The 18,970-nt window shown below is 42.5% G+C and carries 16 protein-coding genes; 11 read left to right on the top strand and 5 right to left on the bottom strand.

What is annotated here, in order from left to right; all coding sequences use genetic code 11:
• Positions 1-175: 175 nt before the first annotated feature.
• From BW980_RS15790 to uvrB, 5 genes are all read left to right on the top strand, one after another.
• Positions 176-2,188: a DUF11 domain-containing protein gene (locus tag BW980_RS15790; protein ID WP_245800070.1), complete on the top strand. Its 2,013-nt coding sequence runs from the start codon at positions 176-178 to the stop codon at positions 2,186-2,188.
• Between the two features lie 69 nt (positions 2,189-2,257).
• On the top strand, positions 2,258-3,160 hold the full coding sequence (locus BW980_RS15785) for an ABC transporter ATP-binding protein (RefSeq protein WP_076456124.1): 903 nt from the start codon (positions 2,258-2,260) through the stop codon (positions 3,158-3,160).
• Positions 3,161-3,165: 5 nt separating this feature from the next.
• Complete coding sequence (locus tag BW980_RS15780) at positions 3,166-3,999, top strand: ABC transporter permease (RefSeq protein WP_013994222.1); 834 nt, start codon at positions 3,166-3,168, stop codon at positions 3,997-3,999.
• A gap of 398 nt (positions 4,000-4,397) precedes the next feature.
• The gene (locus tag BW980_RS15770) at positions 4,398-4,856 is read left to right on the top strand and encodes a T9SS type B sorting domain-containing protein (protein ID WP_083690498.1); all 459 of its coding nucleotides are present in this window, start codon (positions 4,398-4,400) and stop codon (positions 4,854-4,856) included.
• Positions 4,857-4,915: 59 nt separating this feature from the next.
• Positions 4,916-6,904 (top strand): excinuclease ABC subunit UvrB, encoded by a 1,989-nt coding sequence (uvrB, locus tag BW980_RS15765; RefSeq protein ID WP_076456121.1) that lies wholly within the window; start codon positions 4,916-4,918, stop codon positions 6,902-6,904.
• A gap of 394 nt (positions 6,905-7,298) precedes the next feature.
• On the opposite strand, the gene BW980_RS15760 is transcribed toward uvrB, so the two are convergent.
• Positions 7,299-7,724 carry an Hsp20/alpha crystallin family protein gene (locus BW980_RS15760; RefSeq protein WP_076456120.1) on the bottom strand — a complete coding sequence of 142 codons (426 nt, stop codon included), beginning with the start codon at positions 7,722-7,724 and terminating at the stop codon, positions 7,299-7,301.
• A 245-nt stretch (positions 7,725-7,969) separates the two neighbouring features.
• On the opposite strand from BW980_RS15760, the gene BW980_RS15755 reads away from it, so the two are divergent.
• Positions 7,970-8,332 carry a DUF1456 family protein gene (locus BW980_RS15755; protein WP_013994217.1) on the top strand — a complete coding sequence of 121 codons (363 nt, stop codon included), beginning with the start codon at positions 7,970-7,972 and terminating at the stop codon, positions 8,330-8,332.
• A gap of 51 nt (positions 8,333-8,383) precedes the next feature.
• On the opposite strand, the gene BW980_RS15750 is transcribed toward BW980_RS15755, so the two are convergent.
• A complete protein-coding gene (locus tag BW980_RS15750; protein ID WP_076456119.1) occupies positions 8,384-8,719 on the bottom strand; it encodes a hypothetical protein in 336 nt (111 codons plus the stop codon).
• Positions 8,720-8,878: 159 nt separating this feature from the next.
• The gene (locus tag BW980_RS15745) at positions 8,879-9,340 is read right to left on the bottom strand and encodes an Lrp/AsnC family transcriptional regulator (RefSeq protein WP_076456118.1); all 462 of its coding nucleotides are present in this window, start codon (positions 9,338-9,340) and stop codon (positions 8,879-8,881) included.
• A 557-nt stretch (positions 9,341-9,897) separates the two neighbouring features.
• Between BW980_RS15745 and BW980_RS15740 the strand changes: the two genes are divergently transcribed.
• The 5 genes from BW980_RS15740 (at position 9,898) to ald (ending at position 17,070) form a co-directional block, all read left to right on the top strand.
• Positions 9,898-12,846, top strand: a complete 2,949-nt coding sequence (locus BW980_RS15740; protein WP_175609903.1) for a TonB-dependent receptor — start codon at positions 9,898-9,900, stop codon at positions 12,844-12,846.
• A 34-nt stretch (positions 12,847-12,880) separates the two neighbouring features.
• Entirely contained in the window at positions 12,881-13,381 is a 501-nt protein-coding gene (locus BW980_RS15735) for a hypothetical protein (protein ID WP_076456116.1), read from the top strand.
• 28 nt (positions 13,382-13,409) lie between these two features.
• A complete protein-coding gene (locus BW980_RS15730) occupies positions 13,410-14,597 on the top strand; it encodes a pyridoxal phosphate-dependent aminotransferase (RefSeq protein WP_076456115.1) in 1,188 nt (395 codons plus the stop codon).
• A 112-nt stretch (positions 14,598-14,709) separates the two neighbouring features.
• Positions 14,710-15,861, top strand: a complete 1,152-nt coding sequence (locus BW980_RS15725) for an AEC family transporter (RefSeq protein ID WP_076456114.1) — start codon at positions 14,710-14,712, stop codon at positions 15,859-15,861.
• 123 nt (positions 15,862-15,984) lie between these two features.
• A complete protein-coding gene (gene ald / locus BW980_RS15720; protein ID WP_076456113.1) occupies positions 15,985-17,070 on the top strand; it encodes an alanine dehydrogenase in 1,086 nt (361 codons plus the stop codon).
• A 67-nt stretch (positions 17,071-17,137) separates the two neighbouring features.
• On the opposite strand, the gene BW980_RS15715 is transcribed toward ald, so the two are convergent.
• A complete protein-coding gene (locus BW980_RS15715) occupies positions 17,138-17,482 on the bottom strand; it encodes a hypothetical protein (RefSeq protein ID WP_076456112.1) in 345 nt (114 codons plus the stop codon).
• A 281-nt stretch (positions 17,483-17,763) separates the two neighbouring features.
• Positions 17,764-18,957 (bottom strand): ADP-forming succinate--CoA ligase subunit beta, encoded by a 1,194-nt coding sequence (sucC, locus tag BW980_RS15710; RefSeq protein WP_076456111.1) that lies wholly within the window; start codon positions 18,955-18,957, stop codon positions 17,764-17,766.
• Positions 18,958-18,970: the final 13 nt, after the last annotated feature.

Genomic DNA, 18,970 nt, shown 5'->3' with positions numbered 1-18,970 from the left:
AAATAAAGGCAGTTACAAAGGTAACTGCCTTTGTTTTTTTTACCGATAACAACTACAAACAAGGTTTTGACAACTAATATTTGCCAACATGCTACAATTTGAGTTGATTTGATAAACATTCATTCGCTAGCGTTTCAAAATGGGACTAAAGTTATTTTCGTTTATACTTTTTTTTATGATGTCTGTCGCAGGGTTTTCACAGCTGAGCGACCTTCATTATCTGCCACCATTAAAACAAGGTGGCAACAACCAAGCTGTTACGCAACAGAGTATTTATTTATCCACTCCGGAAACCACGGCTTTTCCCGTTAACATATATCAAGGTACGTCTACCACAACATATTCCACTACTACCCTATCCAAAACTACGCCTCAAGAAATAGTACTGGCCAATGGGGACAACAACATTACCATGATGGTCAATGATAGTACGGGAGTAGTCCTTACAGGTGGTGGATTACGCTTGGAAGCTCCAGGCGGCCAAAAATTCTATGTGAACTACAGAGGTAGGTCCGGTTCACAAGCAACTTCCTTGACCAGTAAGGGAAGGCAGGCAATGGGAACCCATTTTAAGTGGGGAGGAACCCCGAATAAAGGAACTCAAGGAAGTCTAACAAATTCACTGGGGATAATGGCTACCGAAGATGGCACTACGGTAACAGTTTCAGGTTATGACCCAGGTTGTGAATTTCGGTTGGGCAGTGATAGAGACGGAATAACTGCTGATTCTTACACCATTAATTTAGACGCCAACGAATCTTTTGTCTTTGAGGCCTATGTTGGTGAAACTCCCGCAAATGCCGACGGCTGGCTAGGAGCTGACGTGATTTCCAATAAACCTATCGTTATTAGTAATGGGGGACTTAACACAAGTGTTAGGACCGGTTACACGGGTAGGGATGCTGCAATTGACCAACCGGTACCCCAAAATAAACTGGGAAAGGAATATGTTTTTATTAGAGGAAACGGTACCAGTGAAACAGAAAAACCAATTATTATCGGTACCCAAAACGGCACCAATATCTATGTCAACGGAAGTACCACCCCTATTGCCACTATAAATGATGGGGATTATTTTGAGATACCCGAAAGCAATTACTCGGTTTCTTCCGCAGGAGGAAATATGTACGTAACCACTTCAAAGGATGCCTATGCCTATCAACTAATGGCAGGCGCAAGCGCTATTTACACCCAAGGCTTAAACTTTATCGCCCCCGTAAACTGTTTGTTACCCGATACGGTAGATAATATTACGCACATAGAAGATGCCGCAGGAATAACCATGACAGGTGGGGTAACCCTAATTGCCTCTACTTCAACCCCAGATGCCAATATTACGGTAACGGATGGTAGTGGACCGGTAGCCCTCCCCGCCCCTTCCGCAGTTGCCGGAACAAGCTTATGGAAAACTTATTATGTGGCGGGTTTAACCGGAGATGTAACCGTAGAATCAACGGGACCAATTGCTGTTGGATTTATCGGTTTTAGTGGAGCTAGAGGTATTGCCGGATATTTTTCAGGCTTTGATACCGTACCGGAAGTAGACTTACAAGTAACTGGCGGCGGTTGCTTGCCCAACGCAGAAGTGGTCGTTGTCGACCCCAACTTTGATGATTACCAATGGTTTGAAAACGGCGCTTTGATCGCAGGTGCAAATAGTGCCTCATATACACCGACTAATGCAGGCGATTACTACGTACGGGTTACAAAAGGAGGCTGTACCTATGATTCGCAACCTTTGACCGCTTACTATTGCGAACCCGATATCATTCTAAGAAAAGATGCGGACCAAAATACGGTTACCGAAGGAGATACGGTCACTTTTACGATTACCGTTGAAACCTTAGGTATAGACCCGGTCACCAACCTGGTCTTGACCGACGTTTTACCCCCTGGTCTAGAATATATCTCCTCTTCCGTATCCAAAGGAACGTTCACTTACCCCGATTGGAATGTTGGAGGTATGACTTCCGGTGACCTAGAAACTTTGACCTTGGTCACTAGGGCCAGTTTAGACAATATCTATATGACAACTGCAAACTATACGAATACGGTAAGCAATAGTCAAGACCAGGTCGACTCCAATATCACTACGGACGACCCTTCCGAAACCGTGACAGTAAACAAGAGTAGACCTACTAGCGTGATAACGAATAGAAAAATCACCTACCGCGTAAATAGAAATTAGTAGTTTTATGTAACATTCCATAAAGTATCTCGTCAAGTACTAAGTAATCCATCTAAAAAAACACTTGACGTGAGCACCATTCTAAGCGTTAACCAACTCACCAAAAAATTCGGGTACCTGACCGCCGTCAAAGACCTTTCATTTTCGATTGAAAAAGGCCATGTCTACGGTATTCTAGGCCCTAACGGAAGTGGAAAGTCCACCACTCTGGGCATTGTTCTCAACGTCGTGAACCGAACCGACGGAGATTTCGAGTGGTTCGATGGCTCTTCAACGACCCATGAAGCCTTAAAAAGGGTCGGTGCCATCATTGAAAGACCTAATTTCTACCCGTACATGACCGCCGTCCAAAACCTGAAATTGGTCTGTAAGATTAAAGAGGTCGGCGAAGAAAAAATAGAGGAAAAGCTAGAACTTGTCGGATTGCTCGATCGTAAGGACAGTAAGTTCAGAACCTATTCCCTAGGAATGAAACAACGCTTGGCCATTGCCTCTGCCCTACTCAACGATCCCGAAATCTTAATTCTCGACGAACCGACAAACGGACTCGACCCCCAAGGTATTCACCAAATACGGGAAATCATAAAGAAAATCGCCTCACAGGGCACGACCATTTTATTGGCATCTCACCTACTTGACGAAGTCGAAAAGGTCTGTAGCCATGTTATCATCTTAAGAAAAGGAGAAAAATTATACTCCGGTCGTGTCGACGGCTTGTTAGCAAGTCACGGTTTTTTTGAGCTTAAGACCCATGACCTCGACAAATTAAAAACCTACTTGGAAAAGCACGCAAGTTTCGGACAAATAAAATTGGAAAACGGCCATATCACCGCCTTTTTAAAAGAAGAGATGGATGCCGGCAAACTTAATAAAACCCTGTTTGACCAAGGTATTGTACTATCTCACCTAGTTAAAAGAAAAGAAAGCCTTGAAGAGCAATTCTTGACCTTGACCAAAAACCAATCCAACTAAAAGCCATGACTCGACTCTTACAAATAGAATTCATAAAACTGTGGAACAACAGGGCCAGCAAGATTTTAATCCTGTCCTACTTTGTGCTTCTTAGTTCCATTGCCTTAGTCGCCGCGGTTAAATTCGATATCGGACCGATAAAGTTTCATTTGGCCGAACAGGGGATTTTTAACTTTCCCTACATATGGCACTTCAACGCTTTTATAACCGCATTTTTCAAATTGTTTCTGGCCATTGTCATCGTGTCCATGATGGCCAACGAATACAGTAACAAGACCATTAAGCAAAACTTGATAGACGGACTTTCAAAAAAGGAATTTATTCTATCGAAGTTTCTTACCGTCATTTCCTTCGCCTTAGCATCAACAGTCTTTGTATTTGTAGTATCCCTTATTTTGGGGCTTATCTATTCCGACTTTAACGAAATCGGTATTATCTTTTCGGGATTGGAGTTCCTCCTTGCGTTTTTTGTTAAACTGGTCGGTTTTTTCTCTTTCTGCCTCTTCTTGGGCATCTTGGTAAAAAGGTCGGCTTTTGCATTGGGGTTTCTAATCCTATGGCAAGTATTTGAGACCTTTGTACGCGGCATCATCAGGTGGCGTTTTTTTGATGGGGAGACCACCGATTTTGTTATGGGCTTTTTTCCCTTAAATGCCATGTGGAACCTGATAAAAGAACCCTTCTCCCGATTGAGCGCCGTACAGACCGCGGTCAACCAAATGGGAGAGGAAATTGTTCTAAACTATCACGTACATTGGTACGAAATACTTATTGTGTTGGCATGGACGGCCATTTTTATTTACGGTTCCTATGCCCTTTTGAAAAAACGGGATTTATAAAAGCTAATTCTTTACGTTTTCTACCGGTAATCCAGTAGAAATAGGCCCTAGTTTTCTAGTATGTATCCCTTCGAATTATTGGCTACCTAGCCTTTCGATTATATCCGACCTTGGAATATAATCGAACACAATAAAATTTTTGTTTACACTAATTTTTGTTTCAAGCTTTTTCCGTGGCACATCCCAGCAAGCAAATGACTGTATCGATACTATTGTTGTTTGTGGAAATAGCGATATTTCAAGTAATGCCTCAGGTTTTGGCATACAAGAATTAGATTCCGCTACAAATCCATGTGTAAACCAAGAGGTCAATAACATATGGATAAATGTTACCATCGCCGATAAAGGCTGACTGGCTTTCTCGATCCAACCTAAGGATGGTGATTTAGAAATTGATTATGACTTTTTTATTTCTGGTCCAAATAGTGATTGCCAGAACCGGGATAGTCCCATCCGGACGCGCTACCACAAATCCGCTCCAAGCTTCTTTAGAAGATAATATAACAGGGTTAAGCGAAAACGAAGTAGACCAAAACGAAGGTCCAGGGCCAGATGGTAATGGCTTCGTTGCCCCTATTCCCGTTACTGCAGGAGAACAGTACTACATTCTGGTCGATAGACCTATGGGTCATGGTGGTTTTGATTTGTTCGTGCCTAAAAAAAATCCTTGCGGACAATCGGGTAAATTACGTATCCTCGACAGGTATGGTAGAGTAATTTATTCTACCGATGATTTATATACGGGCTGGGACGGCACCGAAAAATCACGAAAACTACCTGAAACGGATTATTGGTACTTGTTTCAAAGCTCCGATTCGGGTAAAACCTATACAGGTCATTTTTCAGTACTCCGATAGATGCACGGAATATTTGAATTGAACCCCTTTAAATCACACTTCTTTTGTAATTTTAAGGAATGAAATTTAAAGTAGTCTCAGAGTTCAAACCGACCGGCGATCAACCCCAAGCCATAAAACAACTTGTTGAGGGAATGGAAACCGGTGAACGCTACCAAACCCTTTTAGGGGTGACCGGTTCGGGTAAAACGTTTACCGTGGCCAATGTTATTGAACAAGTACAGCGCCCTACCTTGGTGCTCGCCCATAACAAAACCTTGGCCGCCCAATTGTACTCGGAGTTCAAGCAATTTTTTCCCGAAAATGCGGTGGAGTATTTTGTTTCGTATTACGATTATTACCAACCGGAAGCTTTTATACCCTCGTCCGGATTGTACATCGAGAAAGATCTCTCCATCAACGAAGATATTGAAAAACTACGTTTGAGCGCCACCTCATCCTTGCTCTCAGGGCGTCGCGACGTTTTGGTCGTCGCCTCCGTCTCATGTCTGTACGGTATTGGAAACCCTGTGGAATTCCAAAAGAACGTCATCTCGATCAAAAAAGACCAAGTGATCGCCCGTACCAAGTTCCTACATCAATTGGTGCAGAGCCTCTACTCAAGAACTACCGCCGATTTTAGAAACGGTAATTTTCGCGTGAAGGGCGATGTTGTGGATGTCTTCCCCAGCTATGCGGACCACGCCTTTCGCATTCATTTTTTCGGGGACGAAATCGAGGAAATAGAGGCTTTTGACCCGTTCAACAACAACGTAATCGAGGTGTATGAGACTTTGAATATCTACCCGGCCAATATGTTCGTTACCTCCCCCGATATACTCCAAGGGGCAATTCACCAAATTCAAGATGATTTGGTGGCCCAAGTAGCCTATTTTAAGGAAATCGGGAAGCCCTTGGAAGCCAAGCGCCTTGAGGAACGGACGAACTTTGACCTTGAAATGATCCGGGAATTGGGGTATTGTTCCGGAATAGAGAATTACTCCCGTTATTTGGACGGCCGGGAACCCGGAACCAGACCTTTCTGTTTACTCGATTACTTTCCCGACGATTACTTAATGGTCATCGACGAAAGTCATGTAACCATACCACAAGTACACGCCATGTACGGAGGCGACCGTTCAAGAAAGGTGAATTTAGTAGACTATGGTTTTAGGCTTCCCGCGGCCATGGACAACCGCCCTTTAAAATTTGAAGAGTTCGAGGCCTTACAAAACCAAGCCATATATGTGAGCGCAACCCCTGCGGATTACGAATTACAACTCTGTCAAGGGGTGTTTGTAGAACAAGTGATACGGCCAACGGGACTCTTAGACCCTATAATCGAGGTGAGGCCCAGCCAAAATCAAATCGATGATCTTGTAGAAGAGATTCAAGTACGTGTCGAAAAAGACGAACGCACCTTGGTTACCACCTTGACCAAAAGAATGGCCGAAGAGCTCGCCAAATACCTCACACGGATAAATGTTCGCTGTAGATACATCCACAGTGATGTAGATACCTTAGAGCGCGTAGAGATCATGCAAGACCTTAGGAAAGGTATTTTTGATGTATTGATAGGGGTGAACCTGCTTCGTGAAGGATTGGACCTACCGGAAGTTTCATTGGTAGCGATCTTAGATGCGGACAAAGAAGGTTTTCTGCGCAGCAACAGGTCACTGACCCAAACGGTGGGAAGGGCCGCAAGGAACCTCAACGGAAAGGCCATCATGTATGCCGATAAAATTACCGATAGCATGCAGCAGACGATTGACCAAACCAACTACCGAAGGGCAAAACAAATTGCCTACAATACAGAACATGGAATTAGCCCAAAGGCCCTGAATAAAAGTTTGGATAGCGTACTGGCAAAAAATTCCGTATCCACCTACCATTTTGAAAAAGAAGAAATGCGGGCCGCGGAACCTGAGCTCGATTATCTGACCAAAGACCAAATCGAAAAAATGGTCCGTGAGAAAAGAAAGGCCATGGAAAAAGCCGCCAAAGAACTCGATTTTATACAAGCGGCAAAATTGAGAGACGAGATAAAATCACTGCAAGAACAAGTCTGATTTCCCCATAAAAAGCAAAATTTAACAAAAATCAATCAACTTATACATAATCTTTACATAACAACCACTAAAAAACTGATTAAAAGCTAAGTGAATATAATTTTTAGACAAGACTAAATCGTGTTTTCCTTATAAAAATACTTTAATTTCACACCCTTTCCGACTCCGATTTACCTTCGGGACAAACAGCTCGTATTTTTTGAATTCTCCCCTCCCATCCGAGAAAAAACAGGTTAGATAACAATGGTAATTTAAGGCTAATTCCAAACATAAAAAAAGCCCTTTAGAAAAATCTAAAGGGCTTCTTCAACTAACCAACCAACTAAATAAAACCCGATCTAAATCGGAATTATGAAAGGTCAAACCACTAAGATCCAACCTAACAAACCACCGTTTATTTTAGTTCAATAACACGCTTTGGCTTTGGCAAAGCTTCTTCTTTTTTGGGCAAGGTAATTTTTAATACCCCATCAATATACTCCGCCTTGATCGCTTCGGAATCGATAGTTTCCGGAAGGGTAAATGCCCTCTTGAAAGACGAAAACCTAAACTCACGACGGGTGTAATTCTCCTCATTTGTTTCTTCCTCCTTCTTGATCTCGGAAGAAATAGTCAATAAATCGGCATCGACTTCTATATTAAAATCTTCTTTTTTCCTGCCAGGAACCATTAAATCGAGCTCAAAACTCTTTTCATTATCCTTAATATTTACGGCAGGTGAACTAGCCGCTACATTTTCCATACCTCCAAACCAGTCCGGTTTAAAAATATCATTCATCAAAGAAGGAAAAACCAGGTTATTTCTTTTTACTATACTCATGACTTCAATGTTTTGTATTAGACTTTTAATTTGAACTGTTATAGACAATTCACGTACCAAGTCCTTTTAACTGACTTTTTGGCATTTATTTAACATTTGAATCAGTCAAATTGTCATTTTGAAACTTAAAATGTATGTCAAAGGGATAGGTTGGAAGGCTAACTTCCCATATTATATACCCGATTATTGCTTAGTGATCGTGGTCGGAAGTTTAATTTGTAATACCTTGTCGAAAATTTTTGACCATGGACAATAACGATGTTTTCAAAAAGCTTAGAGTAGCCCTCATGTTGCGCGATGATGAGATCGTAGACATCTTAAAACTTGTTGATTTCAACATTAGCAAGAGTGAATTGGGCGCTTTTTTCAGAAAAGAAGACCACCCCAATTACCGAGAGTGTGGAGATCAAGTTTTACGTAATTTCTTGAACGGACTTGTTATCCACTTAAGAGGAACCAAGGACAACCCGAAAAACCCTGGCGAGGTACTGATGAAGAAGCCCGTAAAGCCTTTAAAACAGAAGCGCCCGGATTTCAAGACCCAGCAGCAGAAACGGATAAACAAAGATATTACCAACGTAAAATACAAGAACAAGAAAAAATCCTGAGTCCGGTGATGAATCGGGTCTCAGGATTCGTATTTCTTACAACAACCCAGCTTAGCGGGCTATCCGCACCGGCAACGTATAGGTCCTACCCGCCTTATACCTTTGCACAATTACCTTTTTAGCTTCAAGTCTTTCTTCCACAAAGGCCTTTACAACCTCGTTATCGGAATCAATCGCCAATATCACGATCTCTTGCCGCTCATTCAACGTAAAGCGTACACGCGCAAGCTTATCGACCTCTTGGACAGTCAATTCGTTATCACTTAACAGTTCAGCTATTTGATAAGCCAGACTTCTTGAAGGTTTTTCACTCTCTTTCCCATTGGCAAAAAGGCTACCGACCGATAGCAGCATTGCAGCCACCCATACTAAACTTAAATTTCTCATGATTTGTTGATTTAAATGATTGATGATATACCTTAAAGACGAAGAAAGTATACGATCGTTACCCAAAAACCGGTTTTTAACGTTTTATTATCAAAAAAAACATTACCGTGGACTCATTTTATTTAAGCGCTATATGTAATGCCATCAGGCAATGGCCGATTATCCTTCAAAGTCTATATGCCTGCTCATTTTCTCCTCTACCGATATAAACGACTCTATACCCCTTATCCCCTCTATAGTAAGTATGGATTCTTGATAAAGATTACGATAGTGAAGACTATCTTTTGCATGGACCTTAATAAATATATCGTACTTACCCGTACTATGGTGAATTTTTACAACTTCCCGAATTTTAGCAAGCTCGTCCATAACCGCCCGGTACAAAAAACTTTCACGCAGGTAAATCCCTAGAAAAACCGTCATTTTATACCCCATCTTACTATAATCTAAACTCAGGGTAGCCCCCTTGATCACTCCCATATTCTTCATCTTTCGGGTTCTCATATGAACTGTTCCCGGAGATATCCCGGCCCTTTTGGCAACCTCGGTATACGGCATTTGTGCGTCGTCGGACAACAAGGTCAATATTTTATAATCTACTCCATCAAGTTTATCTCTCATCTGTAGTATTTTTCGCGGTTAGTATTTGCTTCTTTTCAAGGCTCAAACCCTGATAATCAACTTTATTGATTGAAAAATCTTTCAATTTAATTTATCAAATAGATGATTTTAGTAAAAATAGTTTAATGATTTTAAAAAAACAGTTATAATTCACTAATAAAAGGCGTTTTTTTATGGATATAATTAAAAATTGGCCGCACCAAATTTTGGATGCCATAAAAATGGTTTTATAACGCAATATTTACATATCGTTAGATTTTTAAAATCTAAAAATCTCAATTCTGTCATATTGATCATTTTTTTATCAAAAATTACCATATCGGTAGATTACACACCCGCAACCAACTAAAACACAGTATTTTAAAATGGTGTCGGATTTTTTTTAATCAAAAAGTCACACTAATATTGTCTTGTCGTTACGTCATAGAAAATGACAATCGACACTGTTAAGTATCCGGAACTTTTCTTTAGATCTGCATTTGACCACCGTCCCCCGATTGGATAAGGTGTGGTTGGGCAAATGAACAATGTTTAGTATCAACCAAAACCTTGTACTTATGAAGAAAGCTCTCGTACTATCACTCTTATTTTTAAACTGTATATACATATCATACGGTCAAGAGATTACTATTACTGGAACAGTAATAGATGAAGAAGGAGTCGTGCTACCTGGCACAGACATTATTATCAAAGGCACAACAAAAGGTGCCACTACAAATTTTGACGGAGAATATACTATAGATGTCCCTAGCGATGCTATCCTAATCTTTTCATCATTAGGATACGGCACTAAAGAAATTCCAGTAAACGGTAAAGAAGTACTCAACATAACCTTGGCCATGGCTGCTGAACAATTACTTGAAACGATAGTAATCGGGTCTCGGGGCCAGCCCAGAACCAAATTGAACACTCCTGTACCGGTAGATGTTATCGATATTAAGAAAGACGCTATTAATATGCCACAACAGGACCTTTCACAAATGTTAGCGGCATCGGCACCCTCTTTTACCGCTTATACAAGTGGTGGTGGAGACCTATCATCCTTTGTTAGTCCGCCAAGCCTTAGGGGTTTGGCCCCAAACCAGATGCTAGTTTTAGTAAATGGTAAAAGAAGGCATACCTCGGCAATTTTAGCGGCATCACAAACAGGTACACCGTCTAATGCGGTAGACATGAAGTTTATACCTTCTATTGGTATAGACCATATAGAGATACTTCGTGACGGGGCATCTGCACAATATGGTTCTGACGCTATTGCCGGTGTTATAAACGTAGTAACCAAAAAGGGAACCGGTGAATTTACCGGAACCCTTACCGTGGGCGGTTACCCTAACAAATCTCCAGATTTTAGCGACTCGGATTTGACCGACGGTGAAAAAGCCTTGAACAGGTCTTCGGGAGACTGGGACGGTTTCAATTTTCAATTTGACGGAAATTATGGAATTGGCTTTGAAAACGGAGGATACTTTAACGTATCAGCTTTAATAAGTCAATCTGAACGTACCATACGCCCTACAGTTCTTGAAATAGACAGAGCCCCACTTTACAGCGACACCTATCTGAACAATCAAACTACCGATGTAAACGGAAGACCCGTAATAACCAACCCGGAACTGGTGGCAGCGCAAGCCAGCGGCAATGCTGCTGCAATAAGCTCACTAACAACAGTAGAAGGGCTCATGGCCGCAAGAGACATTGAACAAGTAGATGTAGCCACGTATTCAGGACTGCCGGCCAAGACGCTCATGGGCTTTGGCTTTAATCTTGAAAATCCGTTGAGTGAAACCACGGATTTTTATGCTTTTGGGGATTTCGGTTACCAGTATTCCGATGCTTATAGTTGTTTTTACAGAAGAGCCGCTCAAGCGGACAGAACTAGCTTTGACCTATACCCAAACGGGTTTAGGCCCCAGATTTATACGGACCAATACAACCTTTCTTTATCAATGGGCCTAACAGGTGAACTTGGTGAGTTTGATTTTGACCTTAGCAACAGCTTTGGTATGAACTCTGCCAAATACGGAATGTTCAACACATGGAACGCAAGTATAGGAACAGGCTCTCCTACCGATATGTACCTAGGAACACACAGCTTTGCCCAAAACACATTGAACTTGGACTTTACCAATTACTATGAGGATGTCCTATCAGGACTGAACGTGGCTTTTGGTGGTGAATTAAGAGTTGAAAACTATGCGATAGTTGCAGGACAGGAAGAAAGCTGGACTGCCGGTACTGCAGGTGTTGTTACCGCCACAGAGGACAACCAAGCCTTAGTTGGCCCTGACGGTTTTCCCCTAGAAGACCTTAACGGTACCCCTATTGTAGACGATTCCGGAAATCCAGTTGTATTACCATACGCAGGGGTAAGCCAAGAATTGGTTAAAAATTATGCACTAAACTGCCAGTGTTTCAGAGGTTTTGCACCTGAAAACGAAAGTAACTCTTACCGTTCGGTAATGGCGGCTTATGTAGATATGGAACTAGACGTGACCGAAGCATTTTTAGTTTCCGGTGCACTTCGCCTAGAAAACTATTCCGATTTTGGAAACGTGCTAACGGGTAAAGTGGCTGCCCGTTATTCAATTGGAGATAATTTTGCCCTAAGAGGTTCTTTCAGTAGTGGCTTTAGAGCTCCTTCATTACAAGAACTGAACTATTCGCACAGTTACACGTTTTTTGTTGGCCTAACACCGTTTGACGGTACACTTTATCCTAACAGTAGTTCTGCGGCAAGAGCTTTAGGAATAGGCCAGTTACAAGAAGAAAGATCCAGAAACTATAGTTTAGGTTTTACTACCAAAATAGGAAAATTGAACTTAACTGTTGATGCTTATAAAATTGACATTTTTGACAGAATATTTGAAACTGGAGAGTTTGATGCCGGTCAAGCACCTGTACTTTCCCCTATTATTGGTAGCGGTCTGGCCAGTTTTAGAATTAACGGTGGGGACATAAGCACCAAAGGTGTGGAAGCGGTCCTAAATTACAATACCAATCTTGGAGCCGGTAAATTAGGAGTTACACTTTCAGGAACATTCAGGGAAAACAAATTTGAAAACGTAAATATTCCTGACCTCAACACCAATCTTACCGATGCCGAACTAGCGGACAACTACGTAAACAGAGGTCTTATTGGACAGTTTGAAACTGGAACCCCAAGCAGCAAGATCATTGGAACCTTGAACTATTCCATTGGTAAATTCTCTGCCATGCTAAGAGGTACAAGATTTGGTTCCGTACAGACCAGGGATAGTAGAGAACGTACGCTTCTTGATGGCAGCTTTGGTTACGCCGATCAATATTTTACACCAGAATTCACTACGGATATAGGTATCACTTACAACTTTACGGATAAGATCAGCTTCACTGTTGGTGGGAACAACATCTTTAACGAATACCCTGAAATTGTAAGGTACGAGCTAAGAACCTTCAACCTGTATTCCAACTATCAGCAAGGGTCATCAGGCTCATACTACTTTGGTAGATTAAGCTTTACACTATAGTGATGAATTCGGTAAAAATTTAAAAAAGAATATTATGATAAAACATATAAAGAACATTTTAGTAGCAATGGTGGTTACCGCAGGTCTTTTTTCTTGTGAACAAGAAAGGTTGGGCCCAGTACTTACTACTGCCGATGGAGGAGGAACACTAAATGAATATGTAGCCTATGACATTGAATCAACAGATCCAACCGGATCCAATGTTTACGGAAGAATCGTATTTTGGAAGGACAATCTGGACCGCACTTTGGTTCAAGTATCCCTATACAACACCATAGAAGGATCAACCCACCCGGCTCTAATCGTTAGCGGGGCCATAGGAACCGAAACCACTACCATGCTGGAGTTGGATTCGGTTTCCGGAGATAGCGGAGAATTAAGCGCTAGCAAGTTTTTTGTGATAGCGGATACCTCGTTTTACGGTTCCATCCTAGAAATGGATGCCCATATCAACATTTACTTAAGCGACACCGACGACACCATAGTAGCCACGGGAGACCTGGGCGCCAATGCTGACCCGGTAGAATCAAACTAACAACTATATAACTTAAATACACCACATTATGAACACATTAGACAGAAGAGCTTGGTTAAAAAGAGGAATGCTAACCGCTGCAGGAGCACTGGTCATCCCAAATGTTACTTTTGGCAAATCAAATGCCAGAGGACTTCATATAAATGCGGAAGGACAAACACTTTACAGTCCCTTTTTCAAAGAGTACAACGCCGAGGTCTTTCCCGACACCGCAAAACTATTGGCCAAATTAAACGCCAACGAAAACCCTTACGGCCCATCTCCCAAAGCAATTGAAGCATTCAAAAGCACGGCCCATTTAGGAAATAGGTACGCCTGGAAAGAGCTTTTTGAGTTAATGGAAAAAATCGCCGTCGAAGAAAAGGTTACCGCCAAAAACATTATGATGGCCCCCGGTTCATCGGACCTATTGGAAAAGACTGCCATGGTCTTATTTGCCGAAGGCGGAAACATCGTATCTGCAGACCCCTCATACATGTCACTTATAAAAGTGGCAGAAGCTACAGGTGCCACTTGGAAACCTGTTCCTTTAAAGGAAGATTGGTCACATGATCTTGCGGCCATGGAAGCAGCGATAGATTCAGACACCAAATTGGTATACATCTGCAACCCCAACAACCCAACAGGCAGTATGACCGATCATGCAGAGTTGGTCGATTTCTGTTCCCGTGTTTCAGAAAAAGTAACCGTTTTTATAGATGAGGCCTATTTGGGCTTTTTAGAGGATGCCGCCGAAAAAAGCATGGTCTCATTAATCAACCAAGGGAAAGACGTTATCATAGCCCGTACGTTCTCAAAGATACACGGTATGGCCGGCTTGCGCTTAGGATACATCGTGGCCCAAGAAGATACTTTGGGTAAAATCGCAAAAATCACCCGTGGGGGAATGGGAATCTCCTACCCTACCATATTTGCCGGATCCGTAAGTATGGACGACGTTGAATTTCAGAACAAATCAAGAAAACTGAACGCCGCCTGTAGAGAATACGTTTATTCGGTATTGGATAAGATGGGCTACGAATATGTCCCCTCTTCCACCAGCTTCATTCTTTTCCCAATTGAAATGGAAGGAAAAGAATTCTTGGAGAAAATGACCGAACAACGCGTGGGTGTACGCGCCTTCAGCATTATGGACAAGAATTGGTGTCGTGTGAGCATGGGTACCATGGAAGAAATGAAACTCTTTACTACGGCCCTACAAAAGGTACTGGCATAATTTCAATGGCCAAGAGCCGAACATAAGACCAACCGACCCGATGCTTTTATGTTCGGCTCCCAACAAGCCTTTCTCGCTTACAGACTAAACAATAACCTTAAACTGCTTACTCATGAATTTCGCCCTTCAAAATACTCTAGAACTATTACTCATAATTGGTTTGGGCTTCCTGCTACAAAAAAAAGTAGCGAAACAGGATTTAAAAGGGGTTAAAGTACTCATACTCAGCATAGCCCTGCCCGCTGTTATATTCGTTGCCTTATTAAAAATAAAACTAGACAGTTCGCTTTTGATATTCCCCGTACTGGCCCTGGCATTCAACTTGATCATGCTAGCCGCATCAAAATACATACTCGGCATATCACTATCAAAGGAACAAAGTGCCAAAAAGCGCACGATAATGATGTTGCTCCCCTCATTGGCACCCGGACTCTCCTGCTTTCCTTTCTTGGCCATATACCTAGGTGACGATTCCTTGGCATTGGCGGCACTGGCCGATGTGGGCAATAAAATTTTCGTACTCATTATGCTCTATATGCTCGCCATGAATTGGTACCACCTTCGTTCGGCCCAAGAAGGCAAGCCTTCCACTTCAAATAAACTAAAAAGTCTAGGCCTTGCATTGCTCAAAGAACCCATCAACCTTGTCTTGATCGTCGGCCTGTTACTTTTGGCTTTCGGGCTAAACCTAGATTCCCTACCGCTTTTCCTAAAAAATACGGTCTTAAGCGTAAAGACATTGATGACACCTTTGGTGTTATTGTTCATAGGCATGGCGGTACGTATAAAATCTGGTGAATTCGGACTCATCCTATCGCTTTTGGTACGCCGATCGGGCATTACCTTCCTTATCTCGGGTATTTTCGTACTATTGCTTCCTTCCTTAGCGGCCCCATTGGTCCTTCTATTGGTAGTATTCCCCCAAAGCGCCTGTAGTTTCTGGCCTTTTGCCCATATGAGTGCCGTCAGCAGCATGGAAGAGAACGACCAACAGGCCGAACCAACTTTCGACATTAACTTTGCCGTAAATATCCTGGCCTGCTCCCTGCCCTTCTCCACTATTTTGGTAATCGGCATATTCTCGTTTAGCGAAGTATTTGTTAGCCCGCTTCCCCTGTTGTTAATAGGTGCAGGTATGACCATAGTATCTTTTGTTCCCTATGCCATCAAAAAAATCAAGGGAATCAAAAGTCCTGAAATACCCGGTCAATACGGTACATATGTCGGTCTTAACACCAACCACCAATCATCGGAAGAAAACTAAAAGACCTTCCGAGGTTCAAATGGCCCTTTATCTGAATTTAATTTACAGGCACCGTCCTCTTTGGAAATTACTATTGCATTACCCCAAATAGAGTCACATTTTAATCTTAAGCCCCCGTTCACTATGAAGATAGGCATCCCTAAAGAAATAAAAAACAACGAAAGCCGGGTGGGCATGACCCCCGCAGGTGTTTACGAACTTACCAAATACGGCCACACCGTATACATCCAATCCACTGCAGGCGAAGGCAGTGGATTTTTTGATAACGACTACAAGAAAGCCGGCGCCCTTATCTTAGACACCTTAGGTCAAGTCTACGGCATCAGCGAGATGATCGTAAAAGTAAAGGAGCCTACAGAAGAAGAGTACGCATTGGTACAGCCACAACAAATCGTATTCACCTATTTTCATTTTGCCTCTAGCGAAGCCCTGACCGAGGCCATGGTGAAAAGCAAATCGATATGTATTGCCTACGAAACAGTGGAAGACGATGAAGGCACCCTGCCCCTATTGACCCCCATGTCTGAAGTAGCCGGCAGAATGGCCATTCAACAAGGGGCCAAATACTTGGAGAAGCCTGTAAAGGGAAGAGGTGTTCTATTAGGTGGCGTACCCGGTGTAGCCCCAGGCAAGGTACTGGTCTTAGGTGCCGGAATAGTCGGCATTCAGGCCGCAAAAATGGCGGCGGGACTTGGCGCCCACGTCACCATCTTAGATATCAACATGAAGCGTTTGCGCTATGTCAACGATGTAATGCCCCCTCATGTGGTCACCGAATTCTCAAACGAATTCAACATTAGGAAGCATATCAAGACCCACGACCTGATTATAGGCGGTGTATTGCTAAAAGGAGCAAAGGCCCCCAACCTGATTACCAAGGACATGCTTAAGGAAATGCGCCCAGGAACGGTTATCGTCGATGTGGCCGTAGACCAAGGAGGCTGCGTTGAAACCACGAAACCTACCACGCACGAAGACCCCATATATATCATAGACGATGTCGTACATTACTGTGTGGCCAATATGCCAGGAGCAGTGCCGCATACCTCAACCATGGCCTTGACCAACGTAACCCTACCCTATGTCATTAAACTGGCCAACCTCGGATGGCAAAAGGCCACCGAAGAAGATGCCTGCCTACAAAAAGGCCTGAACATTATAGAAGGAGAAATCGTTTATGACGAAATCAAGGAAGCCTTTCAAATCTAAACTTGAAAATACCCCATAAAAAACGGCCTCTCTAAAGGGGCCGTTTACTTTTTTCGAAAATAGAAAACTATTTTTTTGCTACTTCTATCGGAATGCGATAGACTACACCTTGTTCAAACGACCCTTTTGCAAGTCGCTCAAAATCAATTGCACTTCTAATATATTTATCCAGTTGGGCATTATCGGTTTCGATGGATAGAATTCTCAAGTAATTGCCCTTGTCAACGGCCACACGTACTTCGGCCTTGGCCCCTCTAATGTCATTTGGCACCTCGTATTCACCCAGCATCTGGTAAATTTGTGAAGTAAGCACCTTTGAAATTTTCGGTTTGTGTTTTACAGGAGTGTTGGCCATACCGTAATTGATACCCAACGCCATTACTAAGATTAAGGTATAAACTGCTTTTTTCATGATATTTTGGTTTGAAATATAAAAATCCGTTCGCTAATTCATATTAAAGATATCGCAAAACAGCGCTCACATATTCATAATTTACCAAAATTTAACACTCTAAAACATTAATGTCATAAAACAAGGGTAATATCTAACGATATGTTAGGTTTTGGCACGACCTGAACCTAGTCGATCCTTAAAAACGGTCGTATATAAGCGTCAACTATCGAAATGCAAGACATAAAAAAGGGGCGATATGAATATCGCCCCCTTCTTTAAATTATATATCGTATTGAATACTAACTCAAAACTTCCTTAACCTTATCGGCAGCTTCTTGAAACTGAACGGCTGAGTGTACGGCCAAACCAGAGTTGTCGATAATTTCCTTGGCAAGTTCTGCATTAGTACCTTGCAGTCTAACAATAATCGGCACTTTAATCGCATCACCCATGTTCTTGTAAGCGTCAACAACGCCTTGTGCTACACGGTCACAACGAACGATACCACCAAATATGTTGATAAGGATAGCCTTAACACCTTCATCCTTTAAGATAATTCGGAAAGCTTCCTCTACCCTTTTAGCATCGGCTGTACCACCAACATCCAAGAAGTTAGCCGGCTCACCACCTGCCATTTTGATCAAGTCCATAGTTGCCATTGCCAATCCGGCGCCGTTAACCATACAACCTACGTTTCCGTCAAGGTCAACATAGTTAAGGCCCACTGCACGGGCTTCTACTTCAATAGGGTTTTCTTCTCGCAAATCACGCATTTCGGCATATTGCTTTCTGCGGAAAAGCGCATTGTCATCGATAGATACTTTAGCATCTACGGCCATGATCTTATCATCCGATGTTTTTAACACAGGGTTGATTTCGAACATACTGGAGTCACTCTCTACATATGCTTTGTACAAGGCGGAAACGAACTTTGTCATCTCTTTGAACGCCGTACCCGAAAGGCCTAGGTTAAAGGCTATTTTTCGTGCCTGGAAAGGCAAAAGACCTGTAGCGGGATCGATCTCTTCCGTAAAGATAAGGTGCGGAGTGCTCTCGGCCACCTCTTCGATATCCATTCCCCCTTCAGTAGAGTACATGATCATGTTTCTTCCAGTACCCCTGTTCAAAAGTACGGACATATAGAACTCATTGGTTTCGCTATCACCTGGATAATAAACATCTTCGGCGACCAAAACTTGATGTACCTTTTTACCTGCTGCAGATGTCTGCGGGGTAATCAGGTTCATTCCAATAATGTTTCCGGCAATTTCTTCTACTTCCTTTAGGTTTTTGGCCAATTTTACACCTCCACCTTTACCACGGCCGCCCGCATGTACCTGAGCCTTTATTACATGCCATCCGGTTCCGGTCTCTGCAGTCAATTGTTTTGCAGCCTCAACCGCTTCCTTTGAATTATGGGCCACTATACCGCGCTGAATGCGCACACCGAAACTGGCCAAAATCTCTTTTCCTTGGTACTCGTGAAGATTCATATATTAAGGTATA

Origin of the sequence: Zobellia uliginosa (assembly GCF_900156625.1) — a bacterium.
In the GTDB taxonomy this organism is placed as follows: Bacteria; Bacteroidota; Bacteroidia; order Flavobacteriales; family Flavobacteriaceae; genus Zobellia; species Zobellia uliginosa.
This window is presented reverse-complemented; position numbering and strand designations above follow the sequence as displayed.

What these genes read in the sequence shown, in the direction of transcription:
- BW980_RS15790 (WP_245800070.1), top strand. Translation starts at nt 176, where the DNA reads ATGATGTCTGTCGCAGGGTTTTCACAGCTGAGCGACCTTCATTATCTG.
- BW980_RS15780 (WP_013994222.1), top strand. Translation starts at nt 3,166, where the DNA reads ATGACTCGACTCTTACAAATAGAATTCATAAAACTGTGGAACAACAGG.
- BW980_RS15770 (WP_083690498.1), top strand. Translation starts at nt 4,398, where the DNA reads ATGACTTTTTTATTTCTGGTCCAAATAGTGATTGCCAGAACCGGGATA.
- uvrB (WP_076456121.1), top strand. Translation starts at nt 4,916, where the DNA reads ATGAAATTTAAAGTAGTCTCAGAGTTCAAACCGACCGGCGATCAACCC.
- BW980_RS15760 (WP_076456120.1), bottom strand. Translation starts at nt 7,724, where the DNA reads ATGAGTATAGTAAAAAGAAATAACCTGGTTTTTCCTTCTTTGATGAAT.
- BW980_RS15755 (WP_013994217.1), top strand. Translation starts at nt 7,970, where the DNA reads ATGGACAATAACGATGTTTTCAAAAAGCTTAGAGTAGCCCTCATGTTG.
- BW980_RS15750 (WP_076456119.1), bottom strand. Translation starts at nt 8,719, where the DNA reads ATGAGAAATTTAAGTTTAGTATGGGTGGCTGCAATGCTGCTATCGGTC.
- BW980_RS15745 (WP_076456118.1), bottom strand. Translation starts at nt 9,340, where the DNA reads ATGAGAGATAAACTTGATGGAGTAGATTATAAAATATTGACCTTGTTG.
- BW980_RS15740 (WP_175609903.1), top strand. Translation starts at nt 9,898, where the DNA reads ATGAAGAAAGCTCTCGTACTATCACTCTTATTTTTAAACTGTATATAC.
- BW980_RS15735 (WP_076456116.1), top strand. Translation starts at nt 12,881, where the DNA reads ATGATAAAACATATAAAGAACATTTTAGTAGCAATGGTGGTTACCGCA.
- BW980_RS15730 (WP_076456115.1), top strand. Translation starts at nt 13,410, where the DNA reads ATGAACACATTAGACAGAAGAGCTTGGTTAAAAAGAGGAATGCTAACC.
- BW980_RS15725 (WP_076456114.1), top strand. Translation starts at nt 14,710, where the DNA reads ATGAATTTCGCCCTTCAAAATACTCTAGAACTATTACTCATAATTGGT.
- ald (WP_076456113.1), top strand. Translation starts at nt 15,985, where the DNA reads ATGAAGATAGGCATCCCTAAAGAAATAAAAAACAACGAAAGCCGGGTG.
- BW980_RS15715 (WP_076456112.1), bottom strand. Translation starts at nt 17,482, where the DNA reads ATGAAAAAAGCAGTTTATACCTTAATCTTAGTAATGGCGTTGGGTATC.
- sucC (WP_076456111.1), bottom strand. Translation starts at nt 18,957, where the DNA reads ATGAATCTTCACGAGTACCAAGGAAAAGAGATTTTGGCCAGTTTCGGT.